The sequence below is a fragment of the Caulobacter sp. GW821-FHT09B08 genome, assembly GCF_059418225.1.
On the sequence record NZ_JBWKPL010000011.1, the window covers coordinates 38,536 to 54,989 of the forward strand.

The following is a 16,454-nucleotide window of genomic DNA, read 5'->3' on the forward strand; positions in this document are numbered from 1 at the left end:
GGGCTTCCGCTTACCCGAACGGAAGTGGAAGCAGACGCTCGTAGCCGCGCCGGACGGCGGCGTAGCATTCGCAGGTCAGGGCCTCGAGCCCCGCGCGGTCCAGGATATCGACCACGCCGCGGCGATAGCGGATGATCCCCTTGGCCTGCAGGGCGCCGGCCACGGCCGTGACCGTGGTGCGCTGGACGCCCAGCATGTCGGCCAGGAATTCCTGGGTCAGGTTGATGGTGTCGCTGTCGATGCGATCGCGGCACGACAGCAGCCAGCGGCAGAAGCGCGCCTCCACCCCGTGCAGGGCGTTGCAGGCCACCGACTGGATCGCGTGACCGAACAGGGCCTCGTTGTGACGATCGACGAGGCCGCGCAGGGTGGCGCTGCGCAGCCAGGCGTCGTGCAGGGCCGTGGCGCTGATCCGCGTCGCCGTTCCCGGCGCCTGGACGATGGCGCGCACCAGCGACTGGCGCGGCGCCACGGCGGCCATCAGGCCCAGCGCGCCCTCGCGCCCGACCGGCGCGGACTCGATCGCCGCGCCGTTCTCCATCAGCGTCATCAGCGAGATGACGCAGTCGTGCGGGAAGTAGACGACGTCGACCGGATCGCCGGGCTCGTACAGGTGACGGCCCTTCTCGAGCTCCTGCTGCGAGATGTGCGCCGACAGGAGCGCGAAATCCTCGGGGGGCAAGGCGGCGAGCAGACGATTTTTCAAAGGTGCGGCAGCCCTGTCGAGCGATTCGCTCGCCGCTTATGCGGCAAGGGTTGCAAGCTATAGGTTGGAAGAACGCGGTGCGCTGTCGAGTAGTCGACATATTGCAATCTTGGGCGTTTCTGGCTGTCGAAAACTTTTCATTATGTCGGCGGGTCGACATTAAAGTTCCCGGGGCCAAGTGAGGCGGTCGGCGGTATCCCGTGCCGGGGCGATATCTTTGAGAGGCGCGGGCGAGGGGGCTTGGACACTTCGATTTTCGTGTCGAACGCGGTTCGGCGCGGCCTCGAAGGGGCGCTGTCTGTGCAACCTTGGGTGCGACGGAACGTCGCGATCTTTACCGAAAATTACCCTGAGGCTGTAAATTCCGAGGCGAGAACCGCGTCTCGGCCCTTGGTAAATCGATGCGAAAGCGCCTCAATTCGATAGACCTGATCCGTGGGTTCTGCCTGGCGAACATATTCGTCAACCATATGACGTCGGGCTTTATCCATCAGGTCTCGCCATCGAACTTCGGTTTTTCTGACAGCGCCGAGATCTTCGTCTTCCTGGCGGGGGTATCCACCTATCTAGCCTATGGAAGACTGAACTTCCGCGCCGCCTGCGCAACGCTATGGAAGCGGGCCGGAAAGCTCTACAAATACAATCTTGGGATCATCGCCGCGTCCCTGCTGGGTCTGCTGGTCCTGGCGCGGCTGGTCGGTTCCGAGACCATGCTGGACGCGCTGTTTCTCAAGACCATCGCCCACGAGCATCCCGCCACCTTGGCCTGGCATGTCCTGACGCTTCGGCAGTCGGTCGGCTATTCGATGGTGCTTAGGCTTTACATCGCCCTGATGCTGATGGCGCCGGTGTTCCTCTGGCTGGCGTCGAAGCGGTGGTGGTGGGCGCTGCCGCCGGCGGTGGTGATTTGGGCCGTGTCCGGACATTTCCACCTGGTGGCCCGGGACAGCCTCACCGGCGTGTCGCTGACCATGACCATCTTGCCCTGGACCCTGATCTTCACCTGCGGCGTGGCCCTGGGCGCGGGCATGGCCCAAGGCGTGCGGATGCCGCGCTCGCCCTATCTCCTGGGGGCGGCCGTGGCGATGGTGCTGAGCTATTTCGTCCTGCTGTACGTGCTGCCCCATTGGCCGGCGGGCCAGGCCTGGTCGGTCGCGCGGGACCAGCATTTCTGGCTGGGCTCCAGCAAGACCTACGAGTCGCCCCTGCGCCTGCTGCACGTCCTGGCGCTGGTCTACATCTTTACGGCCTATTCGGACGCGCCGGTGCTGCGGCTGATCCACAAGGCGGGGCGCAACGCTTTCCTGGCGCGGCTGGGACGCCGCTCGCTGCCGGTCTTCACCTTCGGCGCGATCTACGCCCTGCTGGCCAACGAGGTGCTCAATCTGGTCGAGCGCGCGGCGGGCCGGACCTCTCCGATCGCGATCGGGTTCGAGTTCAGCGTCATCCTGCTGGGCCTGATGATCATGGGTCTGATCACCGAGCGGCGGCGCTGGCCACTGCGCCTGCCGCCGGAGCGGCTGTCCGCCGCCCCGGTCCCGGTGAAGAGCGCGGCCTAGAAGCCCGACAGGGTCGCGTAGCGGTCGCGATGGAACGAGGCCGAGCCGAACAGGGCCTCGGCCACGCGGGCGCGCTTCATGTAGAGGCCCGCGTCGTGGGCGTCGGTCATGCCGATGCCGCCGTGCATCTGGACCATCTCGTTGGAGGCCAGGTGCAGCACCTCCGACGCCTTGGCCTTGGCCAGCGAGGCCAGCAGGCGGGTGTCGCCGCCGGCGTCAGCGGCTTCGAGGGCGGCCTCGACGCAGGAGCGGGTGGTCTCCAGGTCCGTGAACAGCTTGGCGGCGCGATGCTGCAGGGCCTGGAACGTGCCGATCACCTGGCCGAACTGCGTGCGGGTCTTGATGTAGTCGAGCGTGATCTCGAAGGCGGCGGTGGCGCTGCCCAGCATCTCGGCGGCCAGGCCCGCATAGGCGCGGTCCAGCACCGGCTCCAGGATCGACCAGCCCTTGCCGACCTCGCCCAGCACCGCGTCGGCGCCGACCTCGACGTCGTTGAAGACGATCTGGGCCGCGCCCCGGCTGTCGGCCAGGGCCAGGTGGGTGCGGGTCACGCCCTGGGCGTCGGCGGGGACCAGGAACAGGGTGATCCCGTCGCTGTCGCCCGCGACGCCCGAGGTGCGGGCGGCGACGATCAGCAGGTCGGCGGCGTCGCCGTCGATGACGAAGGTCTTGGCGCCGTTCAGTTTGAAGCCGCTGCCGCTCTGGCCGCCCTCGAGGCGGATATTGGTCGGCGCGTGGTGCGAGCCTTCGTCCACGGCCAGGGCGGCGACGATCTCGCCGGCGGCGATCTTCGGCAGCCAGGCGGCCTTCTGGGCGTCCGAGCCGCCCAGCACCAGGGCGCTGGCCGAGACCAGGGCGGTGGAAAGCAGGGGCGAGGCCACCAGGTTGCGGCCGGTCTCCTCCAGGATCAGGCCCAGGCCCAGATAGCCGAAGGCCGAGCCGTCGAAGTCCTCGGGCACGATCACCCCGGCCCAGCCCATGGCGCCCATCTCGCTCCAGGCGGCCGGGTCGAAGCTCTGCTTGGAGCCGCCGTCGCGCAGCTTGCGCAGGGCGCCGACGGGGGCGCTGTCCTGCGTCCAGCCTTTGGCGGCGTCGCGCAGCATGGTCTGTTCTTCGGTCAGGACGGCCATGTCAGGCTTGCTCCAGATTTTGATGACGGACGGCCCATTCCAGGGCCTGTTCGAGACGGTCATTGCCCCAGAAGAGCTCGCCGTCGGCGGTGACGAAAGAGGGCGCGCCGAACAGGCCGCGCTCCTGGGCCTGGCGGACGTGGTCCTTCAGGCGGGTCTTGATGGTGTCGCTCGCGGCGGCGGCCAGGACCGCGTCCGGACCGGCCCCCACCGAGGCGATCAGCGGCGCCAGCACCTCGGCCTTGGAGATGTCCTGGTCGTCGACGAAATTGGCCTGGTAGACCGCGCGGCTGAAGGCGGGCGTCCAGCCGTCCTCCAGTCCGACGGTCGCCACGCGGGCGGCCAGCAGGCTGTTGCGCGGAAACTGGCTGGGATGGACCAGGGCCAGGCCCTCGCCGTCGCACACCCGTTGCAGGTCGCGCCACATGTAGTCGCCCTTCACCGGGAAGGTGTTGAACGGGCTGTCGTTCAGCCCCTGCTGGTCGTGGAACAGTGGCCCCAGCAGGAACGGCCGCCACGCCACCGCCACGCCCGCGCGCTCGGCCATCGCCTCCACGCGCATGGCGGCGGGGTAGGAGTAGGTCGAGGCGAAGTCGTACCAGAACTCGATCATCCAGCGACACCCCTGGCGAGATCCGCGTCCGTCGCATATCCCTGGCTCAAGCGCAGCGTTCCCCGTCGAGAGGGCCCATCCCGATGTTTCTGACCATGGTCATCGTGGGTCTGGCGGTCCAAGCCGCCGCGCCGACCGCCAGTCAGGTGCTGGACGCCGAGGTCTATGACCATCAAGCGTTGCTGGACGCCTTGCGCGACCATCCTAGTGGACGTTTCCGTCCTGCGGTTCGGGCCATCAGATGCCAGCCGCCGGCGGAGGATGTCGTGACCTGCACCTTTCTTTGGCGCTACGATCGGCGCGAGGCCTTCGCGCCACGCACGCAAAACTATGTGCGCAGGCCAGAAGGCTGGCGTGTCTATCCGACCCGCTTGCAGCTGAAAGACCAGCCGCCGCTGCCAGAACCGGCCACGCCGAAACAGTGATTGCCGAGGCCGGGCCATCTTCTACTGGTGGTCCAACAGGCCCAGGACGCGCTTGGCGACGACGTTGAGGTTCACCTCGCTGGTGCCGCCCTCGATCGAATTGCCCTTGGCGCGCAGCATGGCGCGCGGCGCGGCCAGCTCGTCCTTGGTGAAGCCTTCGCCTTCCCAGCCCAGGCCCTGCAGGCCCAGGGCCTCGACCAGGAGTTCGGTGCGGTCCTGGTTCATCTTGGCGGCGGCGTACTTGATGATCGAGACGGCGGCGCTGGGGCCCGAGCCCTGCTTGGACTCCGCCTCGGCGCGGCGCACGGTCAGCATGAAGGCGTGGGCGTCCATGCGGTGATGACTGATCCGGGCCCGCAGGTCGCCGTCGGCCAGCTTGCCCGACGCATCGACCCCGATCTCCTTCTTGGCGGATTCGGCCACGTCCAGCCCGCCGCCGCCCCCGAAGCCCGAGGCGCTGATGTTCTGGCGCTCGTACTGGAGCAGGCGCTTGGCGATGTCCCAGCCGCCGTTGACCTTGCCCACCAGCTGTTCCTTGGGAACCTTCACATTGTCGAAGAAGGTCTCGCAGAACGGCGAGGAGCCGCTGATCAGCTTGATCGGCCGGGCCTCGACGCCGGGCGAGGTCATGTCGAACAGCACGAACGAGATGCCCTCGTGCTTCTTGGTAGTGTCGGTGCGCACAAGGCAGAAGATCCAGTCGGCCTGGTCGGCATAGCTGGTCCACACCTTCTGGCCGTTGATCAGCCAGTGATCGCCCCCAATGGGATCTTTAATGTCCTCGCACTTGGTCTGCAGGGCGGCCAGGTCCGAGCCTGCGCCCGGCTCGCTGTAGCCCTGGCACCAGCGGGTCTCGCCGCGCACGATCTCCGGCAGGAAGCGCTTCTTCTGCTCCTCGGTGGCGTATTCCAGCAGCACCGGGCCCAGCATCCAGACGCCGAAGCTCATCAGGGCGGGGCGGGCTTTGATGCGGCGCAACTCCTGCTCCAGCACCTTGTTCTGGGCCTTGGACAGGCCGCCGCCGCCGTATTCCTTGGGCCACATCGGCGCGGTCCAGCCGCGCTCGGCCATGCGGTCCAGCCACAGCTTGGCGTCGGGGTTCTTCCAGACGAACTTCTTGCCGCCCCAGGGCGCGTCGTCCTCGGTCATCGGGGCGTTCAGCGAGGCGGGATAGTTGGCCTCCAGCCAGGCCCGCGTCTCGGCGCGAAACGCATCCAGTTCGCCGCCGCCGAAATCCGCCATGGCCGTTCTCCCTTGTCTCGTTCGCGACGCTTTCCTCGCGTCGTCGGCGGGCAGACTACGCCATGACGCGTCGGGGGCAAGTCGATTCAAACATCCGTTCGTCACGCGATGGGCGACCATCCGGCGCGAGCCGCGCTATAGAGAGTCTCGATGACGTGTCCCGCCGGGATTCGCCGATCAGGGGTCCTGATGTCCGCGCCACAACTGAGGCCTGCGTTTCTCGCGATCGCCCCGACCGTGGCGGCGATCATGGCGGCCGGCGCGGGGATTCTGCTGCTGGCCTCGGGCGCGACGCCGTCCGAGCCGACCCGCTTCGCGATCTGGGTGGCGGTCGCCCCCGGACCGCTGATCGAGATCAGCCACTTCATCTCCTCGATCATCGGCCTGATCCTGGTGCTGCTGGCCTTCGGCCTGCGCTCGCGCCTGGACGCGGCCTGGTGGGCGGCGCTGTTCGCCCTGGCCGGCGGCGCGATCCTGGCCCTGTTCAAGGGGCTGAACTGGGAAGAGACGCTGATCCTGACGGCCATCATGCTGGCCATCCTGCCGTTCCACGAGGCCTTCCCCCGCAAGGCGGCGCTGTTCCGGATGGAGATCACCCCCGGCTGGCTGCTGTCGGCCGCCGCCGCCCTGGGCGGGGTGGCGCTGTGCGGCTGGTGGACGTTCCGCCACACCGAATATGCCGACCAGTCGGTGATGAAGATGATCGGCGACAAGGACGTGGCACGGGCCATCCGCTCGTCGGCCGCCGCCGCCATCACCCTGATGGCCATCGGCGTCTGGCGCCTGATCGCCACCCCGGCCACCCCGCCGGTCGTCGACGACACCGATCCCGACTTCGACCGGGTGCGCGCCATCCTGGCCAAGGCCGAGGCCGCCGAGCCGCCCTCGAACCTGGCCCTGCTGGGCGACAAGCGCTTCCTGTTCTCGGCCTCGGGCGAGAGCTTCCTGATGTTCGGCGTGCGCGGCCGCTCGTGGATCGCCATGGGTCCGCCGGTCGGGCGTGAGGACGAGCGCATGGAGCTGTTCTGGCGGTTCCGCGAACTGGCCGACGCCCATGCCGCCCGCGCCGGCTTCTATGCCTTGGGTCCCGCCGACCTGCCCGACAGCGTGGACCTGGGGCTGGCCATCCAGAAGACCGGCGAGAGCGCCGCGGTGCCGCTGGAGGCGTTTTCGCTGGCCGGCCGCCGCCGCGAGGTCCTGCGCCGCAACTGGCGCAAGGCCGGGGAGGGCGGGGCGAACTTCGAGGTGATCCCCGCCGACCAGGTCCACACGGTGATGGACGACCTCAAGCGCATCTCCGACGCCTGGCTGGGCCACCATGCCGGCGGCGAGAAGGGCTTCTCCATGGGCGGCTTCGAGGAGCGCTACGTGGCCGAGTTCCCGGTGGCCCTGGTGCGGGTCGAGGGCCGGATCGTCGCCTTCGCCACCCTGTGGACCACGGCGGGCAAGGTCTCGTTCTCGATGGATCTGATGCGCTATTCCGACGACGCGCCCAAGAACGTGATGGACTACCTGTTCGTCGAGCTGCTGGGCTGGGGCAAGGAGCAGGGCTACCAGGCGTTCGAGTTCGGCGTCGCGCCCCTAGCCGGCCTGGAGGATCGCCCCCTGGCCCCGATCATGTCGCGGGTGGGGCGTCTGCTCTATGAGCGCGGCGAGGAGATCTACAATTTCCAGGGCGTTCGGCGGTACAAGGACAAGTACGATCCGGTCTGGCAGCCGCGCTACATTGCCGCGCCGCACAAGTGGGCCATACCCTTTCTGCTTGCAGATATCGGTCTGCTCTCGTCTGGCGGCGTCTCCGGCCTGACGAAACGGCCGCGACCTAGTAGCGCGGGTCGCCCGTCTTCAGCCCCAGCAGATTGAGGACATGGGCCGCCATCAAGAGGGTCACCACGGCGCCGGCCACCATCAGCGGCCGCCACGGGATCATGCGCGGACCCTTTAAAACATTGATCGGACGCGCGCCGCGCCAGCCGCAGAACACGGAAAACAGCAGGGCGGCGACAGCGACGGCGAGGGTGGTCGTAAGGTCCATGGGCCTCTCATGGACTGCGACAATCGGCCTTGCAAATCGTTAACGAGCGTTAACCACAAGGAGCCGAATCTTAGGTACACACGTTAGGAAGGTGTGCCTGTTAACCATCCACAGTTAATCTTGACCATCGCTATATGTAGCGGTTTTGGTCGCGTTTACACGCTAGGAATCGGTGACTAGCGTTGGTTCCCAGGTGCATAGGGAACGATTCGGATGACGGCCGCAGCGCCATGGAGCGTTAAGGGGATAGACCCCAAGGCACGGGAGGTCGCGAAAGACCTCGCGCGTCGCTCCGGCATGACGCTCGGCGAGTGGCTCAATCGCATGATCATCGAGGGCGAGGTTGACCCCGCGTCCTTGGAAGCCTTCGGCGAGCCCAGCCGTCCCTCCCTGGCGGTCAACAATGACCGCGCCGGCGCCACCGCCTATTTCGAGACCGCCCGCGGCGGCGCGCCCTCGCGCATCGAGGCGCAGGAGCATCCCGCCGACGAGGTGGGCCGCGTCGCCATCGCCCTGGACCGCCTGACCGACCGCATCGAGGCGGCCGAGAAGCGCTCGGCCCAGGCCATCTCCGGCATCGACGAGTCCGTGCGCGGCGCCTTGCAGCGCCTGGCCGCCGCCGAGCGCGAGCAGATCGCCGTGGCCGCCCGTTTCGAAGGCGCGGTCGACGAGGTCAAGACCGACCAGGTCCGCGCCGCCGAGCGCCTGCGCCGCATCGAGGCCGAAGCCGCTGGTCCGCGTTCGGCCGAGGCCCTGCGCGCCCTGGAAGGCGCGCTCGGCAAGGTCGCCGGCCATCTCTACGAGGGCGAGGCCCGCACCCGCGAGACCATCGCCCACCTGGAAGAGCGCCTGGACAATCAAGCCGGCGCCGGAGCCGGCGATCCGTCGGCCCTGGTCGAAGAGGTCGTGGCCCGTTTGGGTCAGCGCCTCGAAGCCGCCGAGACCCGCACCGCCGAGGCCCTGCAGGCCCTGACGACCTCGTTCACCGCCCTGGACGGCCGCTTGCGCACCGTCGAGACCAGCAATCCCGGCGAGGGCGTGCAGAAGCGCCTGGACGAGCTGTCCAACGGCCTGACCCAGCGCATGGAAGCCGCGCGCCTGGAAATGGCCGCCAAGCTGCGCGAGAGCGCCGACGGCCGCTTCGACCGCATGGAGCGCAAGCTGGGCGAGATGACCGCCCACGTGCAGGCCGCCGAGCAACGTTCGGCCCAGGCCATCGAGCGCATGGGCCGCGAGGTCGTCGGCATGGCCGACGCCCTGAACCGCCGCGTCCAGACCTCTGAAGCCCGCAACGCCGCCGCTCTGGAGCAGGTGGCCGCCAGCATCGACCAGAAGCTGAACCGCGCCGACAGCGTCCAGGCCCAGGCCCTGGAGAAGCTGGGCACCGAGATCGCCCGCATCACCGAGAAGCTGGCCGAGCGCATCAGCAACGCCGAGCGCCGCAACGCCCTGGCCATCGACGACGTCGGCGACCAGGTGAGCCGCGTCACCGACCGCCTGAACCAACGTCACGAGCGCAGCTCGCAAGAACTGGTCGACCGCATCCGCCAGAGCGAGGAGCGCACTGCGCGCATGCTCGAAGAGGCGCGCGAGAAGATCGACGCCCGTCTGGGCGAGGCTCAGCGCAAGCTGGCCGAACAGGCCGCCGCTCCGCCGCCGCCGGCCGCGCGTCCCGCCCCGTCGCCGTTCGACGGCGACCGCTATTCGTTCGGTGGCGAGGCCGTCCCCGAGGACGTCTTCAACCAGCCGGCCGCCTTTATTCCGCCGCCCGCGCCTTCGGCTTCGACGCCGGCCCGCACCGCGCCGCCGCCCGTCGCCTACGAAGACCAGGCGTTCGACGCCCCGGCCTTCCCGGCCAGCGAACCGGCCGCGCCCGAGTTCGGCGAGGAAGACTTCGAGGCGGCAGACGGCTTCGTCGGCGCTCCCGAGCCGGAATCGGCGTTCGAGCCGGAGCCCGACTACGACAGCGACTTCGCCGCGCCTGAGTTCACCACCTCGGAGTTCTCAGCCACCGAGGAGCCCGTCGCGCCGTCGCGTCCGCTGTCGACGCGCGAAGTGATCGAGCAGGCCCGCGCCGCCGCCCGTGCGGCCGCCACGACCGGCGATGCCAAGGGCAAGGAAAAGCAGCCCAAGGCCGTCAAGAAGGGCGGGACTTCGCTGTTCGCCGGCTTCGGCGCCAAGGGTTCCGAGAAGAAGGCCAAGAAGGGCGCGATGAAGACCGCCCTGATGGTCTCGGCCACCGCCGCCTGCATGGGCGTGGCCTCGGCCGGCGTCATCATGAGCATGGCCCAAGGCAAGGGCCCGCTGCCCGAGCGCGTGGCCGAAGGCACGGCCAACAAGGCCACCGGCGAAATCCGCTCGGCCGAGGTCGACACCAGCCCCGTCGGCGCCCGCGCCGCCGTCCTGACCACCCAGCCGACCCTCGACGCCGCGCCGGTCGAGGCCGCGCCCCCGCCGCCGTCCGAGAACGCCCAGGCCCTGTATGACGAGGGCGTGCGCCGCATCGAGGCCAAGGACCGCACTGGTCTGGAAGCCCTGCGCAAGTCCGCCAATCTGGGCCTGCCGCGCGCCCAGTTCTACCTGGCCAAGCTGTATGAGGCGGGCGAGGGCGGTACGAAGAAGGACCTCGTCGAGGCCCGCCGCTGGACCGAGCGCGCCGCCAATGCCGGCGAGCCGGGCGCCATGCACAACCTGGCCCTCTACTACTACAAGGGCGACGGCGGCGAGCGGAACTCGACCAAGGCCGCCAGCTGGTTCCGGCGCGCCGCCGACCTGGGCCTGGTCGACAGCCAGTTCAACCTGGCCCAGCTCTACGAATTCGGCCGCGGCGTCGATCAGAACGTCGCCGAGTCCTACAAGTGGTACCTGATCGCCGCCCGTAACGGCGACGGCACCGCCCGCGCCCGCGCCACCGCCCTGCGGCCCCAGCTGACCCCCGAGGGCCAGCGGATCGCCGAGCGTTCGGCCAGCGGCTTCCGCTCGCAGGCCTCGGCCGCGCCGGTCCAGACCGCCGCCCTGAGCGCCGCCGCCCCCAGCGCCGGCCTCGCCACCGCCCAGCGCGCCCTGTCGAAGCTCGGCTATTACCAAGGTCCCCAGGACGGCGTCTCTTCGCCGGCCCTGCGCATGGCCATCGCCGCCTACCAGCGCGACCAGAGCCTCTCGACCTCGGGTTCTCTGGACGGCGAGACCCTGAGCCGCCTGTCAGCCTTCGCCCGCTAAGTCTCGGCCCAAGCTCGACTATTTCGAAATTTGCAACGCCAGGTGGGAATCCGCGCGATTTTGTCGCCGATCCCGCATCCCAAGGTCGTGTCCTGTGGTCAAAGATCATCCGTGGACCTATGGCCAGTCCTCGGTAATAGTCGGTCCCTTCCGGGGGGATAGGACACGTGCCGGAGCCCGTGTCCGAAGGGAGTAGAGATGGCGTTCGAAGCAGCAGCAGCCGATCACACGCACGACCGTGTGCCGGTCCCACCGGCCGTATGGGTCTGCGGCCTGGCCACTCTGGTTCCCTTCGTCATCTGCTCAGCGTTGTTCTGCTACGGCCCGATCGACATGCGCCAGGTCGCGCTGATCAGCCTGCTGGCCTATTCCACCGCCATCATGTCGTATCTGGGCGGGGTGCGTTGCGGCCTGGAGATCGAACGACCCAGCCCGCGCTGGATCACCCTGGGCCTGTCGCTGCTGTTCCCCCTGGCCGGCTTCGGCCTACTGCTGGGCGGCCTGAAGTTCGAGCCGGCCTGGCAGCTTTCAGGCTTCCTTCTGGTCTTCATCCTGCAATGGCTGTGGGATGTGACCAACCACGAGGGCCCCGCCTGGCGTCCGCGCCTGCGCACCCTCCTGACCTCGGGCGCGGCCATCTCGCTGGCCTTCGCCCTCGAGCAAGCCCTGCACCTCTAGACGCTACTGCGTCGTCGCCACCGTCGCCGACGACTCCACGACCGTACCAGTCGCAGCTTCCGTGGCCGCCGGCGCCGCCGCGATCACCGGCGGCGGGGTCGACACCACCACCTTCCGCTCGATCGCCGGCGCGTTGATCAGCGGCGTCTCCTCGTTCAGCGGGTCGGACACGCAGGCGGCGGCCACCTCCTTGCTCAGTTTGTCCTCCTTGCCGTTGGCCTTCATGCCCAGGGCGGCGTTGGCCACCGTGCCGGCGAACGGCACGACGGCGTTGCCCCCCATGCCGATGGCCTTGGTCATCAGGCCGCCGGGTTCCTTGTAGTCGATGGCCTTGGCGCGCGCGGCCTTGCACGGCTCGCTGTCGTATTTCGGATCCTTGGCGTCGAGCTTGGCCACGGTGCGCACCGGCTCCTCGGCCAGGGCCAGCGACGCCGCCGACACGGCGATGATCGCGCCGATCACTATCGGTCGCATGACAGGTCTCCTCGGATCGTCCCGGGAGCAGAACGCCCGGACGCGACCTGTGATCCGTTTCAGTCCGGCCGCAGCGACTTCCACCCCACCGCGTGCACGCGCCGAGGCCCCAGGGCCGCCGCCAGGGCGGGGCCGCCGAACAGCGGGGCGAAGGCCGGGTCCAGCACGTTCAAACCGCCGGTGAAGGCCCCGAAGGCAGGCAGGACCAGGCGGGCGCCATCGGTGACGAAGCAGCGACGCCGGGTCGTGGCCCGGCCGCTGGTGATCTTGGCCGCGGGGTGCAGGTGGCCGGCCACCTCCCCGGGCTGGGCGCCAGGCAGGGGCTCGTGGCGGAAGGTCAGGCCCGCCAGAGCCGCCTCGTCCACGACGTCGCCGGGCAGGGCGCGCGGACCGTCGGCGTCGTGGTTGCCCACGGCCCAGACCAGGGTGCGGCCCAGGGCCAGGGCAGCGATGCGGGCGTGGTCGTCGGCGGGCAGGCGATCCTCGCCCGCGCCGTCGTGGAAGCTGTCGCCCAGGAAGATCAGGGTGGCCGGCGACAGGGCCGTCAGTTCACGCTCCAGCCGGTCCAGGGTCTCGCGGGTGTCGTAGGGAGGCAGCATCTGGCCGAACCGCGCGGCGTAGCTGGAGCCCTTTTCGAAGTGCAGGTCGGCCACCACCAGGGTCCGCTCGGCCTCCAGCCACAGGGCGCCGGAGTGGCGCAGCACCGCGCTCGTTCTCGCGATCTCGACCCGCAGGCCGCCGCAGTCGTTGGTCTGGAACGCCAGGCTCGTCACGCTTCACTCACTCTCATCACGCCATCGCTTCCGCGATCAGGTCTTCCTCGGCCTCGGCCAGGATCATTTCGCCCGCCGCGTCGCCCGGGGCGCGTTCGCGGCCGATCTCCAGCATGATCGGCACGGCGAAGGGCGAGACGTGGTCCAGGGCCGCGTGACGGATCCGCCCGCCGCCGATCCGCGCCAGCAGCTCGCCCAGCCGCGCCACGTCCAGGGCGTTGGTGGCCGCGTCGGCCCGGGCGCAGCGCAGCAGCAGGTGGTCGGGCTGGTGACGGCGCAGGACGTCGTAGATCAGGTCGGTCGAGAAGGTCACCTGCCGGCCCGACTTCTCCGCGCCCGGATGGCGACGCTCGATCAGGCCCGAGATCAAGGCGCAGGCCTTGAAGGCGCGCTTCATCAGGAAGCTCTCGTCCAGCCACGCCTCCAGGTCGTCGCCCAGCATGTCCTGGGCGAACAGCTCGTCGAGATCCAGCTGATCCATCGGCTTCAGCGCCCAGATGGCCACGGCGTAGTCGTTGGCCACGAAGCCCAGCGGCCCCACGCCCAGCCGGTCCAACCGCCGGGTCAGCAGCATGGCCAGGGTGGTGTGGGCCAGGCGCCCCTCGAACGGATAGCAGACCAGGTGGAAGCGCTTGCCGTGCGGATAGGTCTCCAGCAGCATCTCGTCGCGCTCGGGGATGATCGAGCGGACCTTCTGGTAGTTCAGCCACTCCTGGACGTCCGGCGGCAGGGCGGGCCACTCGGCCTCGTCGTGCATCATCTCGCGCACGCGCCCGGCCAGATAGGTCGACAGCGGGAACTTCGAGCCGCCCCAGCTGGGCATCTTCGGGTCCTTGTCCGGGGCGGGGGTCACGAAGGCGTCGGCCCCGACCAGGCTGTTGAACCGCCAGACCTGACCGGCGAACACGAAGGTGTCGCCCGGCGCCATGGCTTCGAAGAAGCCTTCCTCGGCCTCTCCCACCTTGCGGCCGCCCATCGGGCGTTTTCCGCCGCCGATCCGCACATTGATCATGGCCGGCGAGACGATGGCCCCGACGTTCATTCGGTGGGCCAGCACCGCCTGGGCGTTGCGCGCCCGCCAGAGGCCGTCCTGGCCTGGCACGATGCGGCGGAACTTGTCGTAGGTGCGCAGGGCGTAGCCGCCGGTCGAGACGAAGTCGACGACGGTCTCGAAGTCCTCCCACGACAGGTCGGCATAGGGACCGGCCGTGCGGACCTCGTCATAGAGCTCGGTCAGGGCGAAGGGCTCGGAGCACGCGCAGCCCATGATGTGCTGGGCCAGGGTGTCCAGCGTGCCGGCGCGGGCCGGCTCGCCGTCGAGGTGTCCGCCCACGATGGCGTCGGCGGCGGCGCGGCACTCCAGATATTCGAAGCGGTTGGCCGGGGCCAGGATGGCGCGCGAGGGCTCGTCCAGGCGGTGGTTGGCGCGGCCGATCCGCTGGACCATCCGCGAGGCGCCCTTGGGCGCGGCCAGTTGGATGACGAGATCCACGTCGCCCCAGTCGATGCCCATGTCCAGCGTCGAGGTGCAGACCACGGCCCGGATCTCGCCGCGCGCCATGGCCGCCTCGACCTTGCGCCGCTGCTCGGCCGCCAAGCTGCCGTGATGCAGGGCGATGGCCAGGCCGTCGTCGTTCAGCTTCCACAGTTCCTGGAACGCGAACTCCGCCTGGAAGCGCGTGTTGACGAAGACCAGGGCGGTCTTGGCGCCTTTGATGATCTCGTAGATCTCGGCCATGGCGTGCTCGGCCGTGTGGCCGGCCCAGGGGACGCGACCGCCGGAGACCAGGACTTCGACGATGGGTTGAGCGCCGCCTTGGCCGAGGACGAGGTCGACGGAGTGCAGATCCTCCCCCTGTGGGGGAGGGTCTAGATCGGTCGGACTGCCGTTGTAGCCCAGCCACCGTCGCACCAGATCCGGATCGTCCACCGTCGCCGACAGTCCCACCCGCCGCATGTTCGGCGCGAACTGCTGCAGCCGCGCCAGGCCCAGCGACAGCAGGTCGCCGCGCTTGGAGGGCCAGATGGCGTGGGCCTCGTCGATGATCACGCAGGAGAGGTCTTCGAAATAGGTCCGCGCGCCCTCCCAGGCGCAGAACAGCGCCAGCTGTTCGGGCGTGGTCAGCAGGATGTCGGGCGGTCGCAGGCGCTGGCGCTGCTTGCGGGCCTCGCCGGTGTCGCCGGTGCGGCTTTCGGCCACGATGGAAAGCCCCATCTCGCGGATCGGCGTGGCCAGGTTGCGCTCGATATCGACGGCCAGGGCCTTGAGCGGCGAGATGTAGAGGGTGTGGACGCCCGCCGGGGTGTTGCGCGGCGCGCGTTCGGACAGCTCGATCAGCGAGGGCAGGAAGCCCGCCAGAGTCTTGCCGCCGCCGGTCGGGGCGATCAGCAGGGCGTCGCGGCCCTGGCGGCCCTTTTCGACCATGGCCAGCTGGTGCGGCCTGGGCGCCCAGCCGCGCGAGGCGAACCATTGTTCAAAGCGTGCAGGAAGGGCGGTCGCCGCGAGCATTGCCCACGCCTATAGCATGTTCTCGTTCCGTTTCCATGCGGCTACCTGCCGCTTTCCGGTGTTTGAAAAGGGATGGCATATCAAGGGTCTGTTGCGTGAGGGGCGTGGAACATGGGACTCATGGCGAAGTCTGGCCTGGCGGGCCTGATCCTGGCGGCCGCTCTGGCGACCGGCGCTCCGGCCTTCGCGGCCCCCGGCGCTCATCTGCCCTCCGCGAGAGCCGAACTACTGCGCCGCGCCCAGGCGGGCGACGTCTCGGCCTATGACGAACTGGCCAACGACTATCTCACCGCCAAGGGCGATCTGCGCGACGTGGAGGCGGCGATCCGCTGGCTGAAGGCGGGGGTCAAGGCCGGCGACACCACCTGCATGATCGACCTGGGCAACCTCTATTTCGAGGGCGAGGCCCTGGACAAGGACGCGAACAAGGCTCTCTCGCTCTACACGGCCGCCGCCGCCAAGGGCGACGCCCTGGGCGCCTACAACGCCGGCCTCGTCTACGAGACCAACGCCGAGGACATCGCCCAGGCCGTGGGGTGGTATCGCGTGGCCGCCGCCGGCGGCGACGAGGGCGGCATGTACAAGCTGGCCCTGGCCTATCAGATGGGGCAGGGCGTGGGCGAAGACGAGGCCCTGTCCATGGCCTGGATGAGCAAGGCCGCCGAGGCCGGCTCGGTCGACGCGATCAACGACCTTGGGACCTATTTCCTGCAGGGCTACGGCGTGGCGGTCGACAAGGCCGCGGCGCTGAAGTTGTACCAGACGGCGGCCGACCAGGGCCTGGCCGTGGCCATGGCCAATGTGGCGCTGATCTATCACGACGGCGAGGGCGTGGCGGTCGATCTGGAACAGGCCCTGACCTGGTACGCTCGCTCGGCCAAGAGCGGCAACCTGTCGGCCTATTACCACCTGGGCCAGATGTACGAGGACGGCGAGGGCGTGAAGGCCAGCCGGTTCAAGGCCGCCCAGCTCTATCGCGTGGCCTCCGAGAGCGACGACAACGACGTGGCCGAGGCGGCGGAAGACGCCGTCGAGCGTCTGGAAGGCGGCTCGTCGGAAACCCCGATCGCCTAGGGCGGATCGTTCCCGTT

The 16,454-nt window shown here is 69.0% G+C and carries 14 protein-coding genes; 6 read left to right on the forward strand and 8 right to left on the reverse strand.

Annotation, left to right across the window (positions count from 1 at the left end):
• Positions 1 to 10: 10 nt before the first annotated feature.
• Positions 11 to 706, reverse strand: coding sequence for a Crp/Fnr family transcriptional regulator (locus AC07OA_RS23510; RefSeq protein WP_494666254.1), 696 nt, complete (start codon positions 704 to 706; stop codon positions 11 to 13).
• A 401-nt stretch (positions 707 to 1,107) separates the two neighbouring features.
• Here AC07OA_RS23510 and AC07OA_RS23515 point away from each other — a divergent pair, with 401 nt between their 5' ends.
• Positions 1,108 to 2,265: an OpgC family protein gene (locus tag AC07OA_RS23515; RefSeq protein WP_494666255.1), complete on the forward strand. Its 1,158-nt coding sequence runs from the start codon at positions 1,108 to 1,110 to the stop codon at positions 2,263 to 2,265.
• On the opposite strand, the gene AC07OA_RS23520 is transcribed toward AC07OA_RS23515, so the two are convergent.
• Both AC07OA_RS23520 and AC07OA_RS23525 read right to left on the reverse strand, forming a co-directional pair.
• Entirely contained in the window at positions 2,262 to 3,395 is a 1,134-nt protein-coding gene (locus AC07OA_RS23520; protein WP_494666256.1) for an acyl-CoA dehydrogenase family protein, read from the reverse strand. The genes AC07OA_RS23515 and AC07OA_RS23520 overlap by 4 nt on opposite strands.
• A gap of 1 nt (position 3,396) precedes the next feature.
• A complete protein-coding gene (locus tag AC07OA_RS23525; RefSeq protein WP_494666257.1) occupies positions 3,397 to 4,008 on the reverse strand; it encodes a 2-hydroxychromene-2-carboxylate isomerase in 612 nt (203 codons plus the stop codon).
• A gap of 83 nt (positions 4,009 to 4,091) precedes the next feature.
• Between AC07OA_RS23525 and AC07OA_RS23530 the strand changes: the two genes are divergently transcribed.
• Complete coding sequence (locus tag AC07OA_RS23530; RefSeq protein ID WP_494666258.1) at positions 4,092 to 4,433, forward strand: hypothetical protein; 342 nt, start codon at positions 4,092 to 4,094, stop codon at positions 4,431 to 4,433.
• 21 nt (positions 4,434 to 4,454) lie between these two features.
• Here AC07OA_RS23530 and AC07OA_RS23535 read toward each other — a convergent pair whose 3' ends face one another.
• The gene (locus AC07OA_RS23535; RefSeq protein WP_494666259.1) at positions 4,455 to 5,675 is read right to left on the reverse strand and encodes an acyl-CoA dehydrogenase family protein; all 1,221 of its coding nucleotides are present in this window, start codon (positions 5,673 to 5,675) and stop codon (positions 4,455 to 4,457) included.
• 189 nt (positions 5,676 to 5,864) lie between these two features.
• Between AC07OA_RS23535 and AC07OA_RS23540 the strand changes: the two genes are divergently transcribed.
• The gene (locus tag AC07OA_RS23540) at positions 5,865 to 7,538 is read left to right on the forward strand and encodes a phosphatidylglycerol lysyltransferase domain-containing protein (RefSeq protein ID WP_494666260.1); all 1,674 of its coding nucleotides are present in this window, start codon (positions 5,865 to 5,867) and stop codon (positions 7,536 to 7,538) included.
• Here the strand turns inward: AC07OA_RS23540 and AC07OA_RS23545 are convergent.
• A complete protein-coding gene (locus AC07OA_RS23545) occupies positions 7,498 to 7,710 on the reverse strand; it encodes a hypothetical protein (protein ID WP_494666261.1) in 213 nt (70 codons plus the stop codon). The two genes, AC07OA_RS23540 and AC07OA_RS23545, sit on opposite strands and share 41 nt — an antisense overlap.
• Positions 7,711 to 7,923: 213 nt before the next feature.
• Here AC07OA_RS23545 and AC07OA_RS23550 point away from each other — a divergent pair, with 213 nt between their 5' ends.
• Positions 7,924 to 10,929, forward strand: coding sequence for an SEL1-like repeat protein (locus AC07OA_RS23550; protein ID WP_494666262.1), 3,006 nt, complete (start codon positions 7,924 to 7,926; stop codon positions 10,927 to 10,929).
• 198 nt (positions 10,930 to 11,127) lie between these two features.
• Positions 11,128 to 11,607 carry a DUF3429 domain-containing protein gene (locus AC07OA_RS23555; protein WP_494666263.1) on the forward strand — a complete coding sequence of 160 codons (480 nt, stop codon included), beginning with the start codon at positions 11,128 to 11,130 and terminating at the stop codon, positions 11,605 to 11,607.
• Positions 11,608 to 11,610: 3 nt separating this feature from the next.
• Here the strand turns inward: AC07OA_RS23555 and AC07OA_RS23560 are convergent, their stop codons facing one another.
• From AC07OA_RS23560 to AC07OA_RS23570, 3 genes are read right to left on the reverse strand one after another with little or no spacing between them, the layout of a single operon-like run.
• Positions 11,611 to 12,081, reverse strand: coding sequence for a hypothetical protein (locus tag AC07OA_RS23560; RefSeq protein WP_494666264.1), 471 nt, complete (start codon positions 12,079 to 12,081; stop codon positions 11,611 to 11,613).
• A gap of 59 nt (positions 12,082 to 12,140) precedes the next feature.
• Positions 12,141 to 12,845, reverse strand: coding sequence for a ligase-associated DNA damage response endonuclease PdeM (gene pdeM / locus AC07OA_RS23565; protein ID WP_494666325.1), 705 nt, complete (start codon positions 12,843 to 12,845; stop codon positions 12,141 to 12,143).
• A gap of 25 nt (positions 12,846 to 12,870) precedes the next feature.
• The gene (locus AC07OA_RS23570) at positions 12,871 to 15,363 is read right to left on the reverse strand and encodes a ligase-associated DNA damage response DEXH box helicase (RefSeq protein ID WP_494666265.1); all 2,493 of its coding nucleotides are present in this window, start codon (positions 15,361 to 15,363) and stop codon (positions 12,871 to 12,873) included.
• Between the two features lie 120 nt (positions 15,364 to 15,483).
• Here AC07OA_RS23570 and AC07OA_RS23575 point away from each other — a divergent pair, with 120 nt between their 5' ends.
• Entirely contained in the window at positions 15,484 to 16,437 is a 954-nt protein-coding gene (locus AC07OA_RS23575; RefSeq protein WP_494666266.1) for a tetratricopeptide repeat protein, read from the forward strand.
• Positions 16,438 to 16,454: the final 17 nt, after the last annotated feature.

Excerpts from the sequence above, each read along its gene's own strand:
- AC07OA_RS23525 (WP_494666257.1), bottom strand. The coding sequence starts at position 4,008 with ATGATCGAGTTCTGGTACGACTTCGCCTCGACCTACTCCTACCCCGCC.
- AC07OA_RS23515 (WP_494666255.1), top strand. The coding sequence starts at position 1,108 with ATGCGAAAGCGCCTCAATTCGATAGACCTGATCCGTGGGTTCTGCCTG.
- AC07OA_RS23530 (WP_494666258.1), top strand. The coding sequence starts at position 4,092 with ATGTTTCTGACCATGGTCATCGTGGGTCTGGCGGTCCAAGCCGCCGCG.
- AC07OA_RS23560 (WP_494666264.1), bottom strand. The coding sequence starts at position 12,081 with ATGCGACCGATAGTGATCGGCGCGATCATCGCCGTGTCGGCGGCGTCG.
- AC07OA_RS23540 (WP_494666260.1), top strand. The coding sequence starts at position 5,865 with ATGTCCGCGCCACAACTGAGGCCTGCGTTTCTCGCGATCGCCCCGACC.
- AC07OA_RS23535 (WP_494666259.1), bottom strand. The coding sequence starts at position 5,675 with ATGGCGGATTTCGGCGGCGGCGAACTGGATGCGTTTCGCGCCGAGACG.
- AC07OA_RS23575 (WP_494666266.1), top strand. The coding sequence starts at position 15,484 with ATGGCGAAGTCTGGCCTGGCGGGCCTGATCCTGGCGGCCGCTCTGGCG.
- AC07OA_RS23520 (WP_494666256.1), bottom strand. The coding sequence starts at position 3,395 with ATGGCCGTCCTGACCGAAGAACAGACCATGCTGCGCGACGCCGCCAAA.
- AC07OA_RS23550 (WP_494666262.1), top strand. The coding sequence starts at position 7,924 with ATGACGGCCGCAGCGCCATGGAGCGTTAAGGGGATAGACCCCAAGGCA.
- AC07OA_RS23545 (WP_494666261.1), bottom strand. The coding sequence starts at position 7,710 with ATGGACCTTACGACCACCCTCGCCGTCGCTGTCGCCGCCCTGCTGTTT.
- AC07OA_RS23570 (WP_494666265.1), bottom strand. The coding sequence starts at position 15,363 with ATGCTCGCGGCGACCGCCCTTCCTGCACGCTTTGAACAATGGTTCGCC.
- AC07OA_RS23555 (WP_494666263.1), top strand. The coding sequence starts at position 11,128 with ATGGCGTTCGAAGCAGCAGCAGCCGATCACACGCACGACCGTGTGCCG.